The following is a 2,473-nucleotide window of genomic DNA, read 5'->3' on the forward strand; positions in this document are numbered from 1 at the left end:
GTACCAAGCAGAGCGTGTCGCCACAGTATGTAACAACGGCTATAATTCATTGCGGCGGAATTTTCTACCGAAAATTCCACGCTTTTTTCTATCTTTGAGCTATAACGGAATAAGTCTTGCGTATTTTTCCGCAACGAAATCATAGCCAAGACCGTTACCTAAAATAGCTCGGAATCTTAAGCGGAACGGAGAAATGATAAATCCGACTGTTTGAAAATTTAACTGACTTAAAAAGAGAACAGTGGAATTGAAAAGCACAACGCGGAATGAAATAGCACTACGCTGAAAAAAATTAATAAAACTATATCGTGCAAAAAAATAAAAAGCGAATTTAAAAATTAAGCGGAATCAAGGTCGAATCAAAAATTTGAAGTAAACGAAAAAAAGATTTTGAGATTTCCATATCCGAAATAAATTAAAAGGTAACTGAATAAAAAACACTAAGCGGAAAAAAATCAGAGCGGAAAAAAAATCTGGACGGCAAAGCAGAACCTTCCAAGCAGAACGTGTCGCTACTTTAGGTAACAACGGCTATAATTCATTGCGGCGGAATTTTCTACCGAAAATTCCACGCTTTTTTCTATCTTTGAGCTACAACGGAATAAATCCTGCGTATTTTTTCGCAACGAAATCATAGCCAAGGCCGTTGTAAAACATTTTAACGAACCAATGAACAAAGTTCTAAGCTTAATTCTTATAACACTTTTTTTCGCCTCGTGTAAAGAAAAGAAAAACATTCAATTACAAAATTCTAATGAGAATATAGTTAACAAAAAAGATTCTTTATCTATTTCATTGGAAATGCCGGCAAAAACTTCAAATGGAATAAATGTTTGGCTTAGACCTTATGATAATTTCTATTTACAATTTAAAAATAAAAGTAACCAAGACACTATAATAACAAAGAAACTTCCATTGTTATATGATTACTATCAAATGAATTTTGTTATGTTCAAATATGATGAAGACAAGAATTTCCAAAAGATAAATAGACATTTTCTTGCAAGCAAAGAAATAACTGATTTACACCTTAAACTTGACTCTAATCTGATTGAATTTAAAAACAAAAGTTCTCAAAGTATTCTTACAGATAGAATTTATAAAAGTTACGGTGATTTAAAAAATAAACATTTTAGGAATAAAACAATAAAGAGTAAAAATTATATAAGCGAGTTAGACAGTTTAAACAAATATTTCAGAAAACTTTTAGATAACCAAAAACCGAACTCTCAATTAAATGAAATGCTTTATTTGGACGAAATTCAAAAAATAAACCCAAAAGACAAAAGAGTTGAAGAATTTCTAAAAAACAGTAATGTAATAATGACTAGTGATGCTCAGTTAGGTCTATTATTCAATTATTTTAAAAATAATGCCGAACAATTAGATTACCAGAAATTAAGTACTGATAACAACTCTCAGACATATATTGAACTTCTTGCTATTGGTGCATACCATTTTTTAAAATTTGAGGACAACAAAGGAGATACAAAGTATGAAAAAGCCGTAGAATGGTTAAAAACTACAGATTTTTATAAAAGAGATTCAACACATATTAAAAAACAAATAACGCCCTTAAATAGTGAAAAATTTAAAGATTTTTTAAACAAAATAGAGCTAATTGACTTGAATGAAAGGAACACTAAGTTTTCAGAAATACTTTCTGAAAATAATTCAGAATACTATTTGATTGATTTTTGGGCTACGTGGTGTGCACCTTGTATTCAAGGGGTAAAGAAGATGAATAATATGTCACTCCCTAAAAATGTAAAAGTCTTGAGCTTTAGTGTGGACAAAGAAAAAGATAAGAAAAAATGGAATTTAAAAACCCGAGAATTGAAGCAAAAATTGACGTTTCGGTTTGATGAAAAGGAGGAAAATAATAATAGATTTAAGGAATTTATCGAAATGCAGTCGATTCCTCGTTATCTGCTAATTGATAGAAATTTGAACTTGATTGACCAAGCTTTTTATCATCCTCATGAACCACAGTTTTTATCAAAATTAAAAGATATAAAAAACCATAAATATTGGTAAAAAACGTTTTACAACAACGTATAACAACAATTGCGGCTTGGTGTCCTGCGGACACAACCGCGCAAGCATAAAAGTCGGTAATTTTAGCTATCTTAGTTCTCAACCAATCCGCAACTGATTGTTATACAAGACCGTTGGCAAAAATACCTCGGAATGAAAAGCAAAGCGGAATAATAATGAATACGATTGCTTGAAAAGATGAAGTAAAAAACAAAAATTAGTTCTTAAAAGAAATAACTGACTTAAAAAAAGAACAGCGGAATTGAATAGCATTACGCGGAATGAAAAGCACAACGCTGAAAAAAATGAATAAAACAATATCGTGCAAAAAAATAAAAAGCGAATTTAAAAATTAAGCGGAATTAAGGTCGAATCAAAAATTTGAAGTAAACGAAAAAAAGATATTAAAATCTACGTTTTAAAAATAGATTACAAT

Annotated in this window: 1 protein-coding gene; it reads left to right on the plus strand. The window is 30.1% G+C overall.

Going from position 1 to position 2,473, the window contains the following annotated elements:
• The first annotated feature begins 669 nt into the window (after positions 1 to 669).
• The gene (locus FT993_RS08545; RefSeq protein WP_147862132.1) at positions 670 to 2,037 is read left to right on the plus strand and encodes a thioredoxin-like domain-containing protein; all 1,368 of its coding nucleotides are present in this window, start codon (positions 670 to 672) and stop codon (positions 2,035 to 2,037) included.
• The last annotated feature ends 436 nt before the right edge of the window (positions 2,038 to 2,473 follow it).

Source organism: Mesonia sp. HuA40 (assembly GCF_008017835.1).
In the GTDB taxonomy this organism is placed as follows: domain Bacteria; phylum Bacteroidota; class Bacteroidia; order Flavobacteriales; family Flavobacteriaceae; genus Mesonia.

Coding starts and splice junctions, on each gene's coding strand:
- FT993_RS08545 (WP_147862132.1), top strand. CDS start 670: ATGAACAAAGTTCTAAGCTTAATTCTTATAACACTTTTTTTCGCCTCG.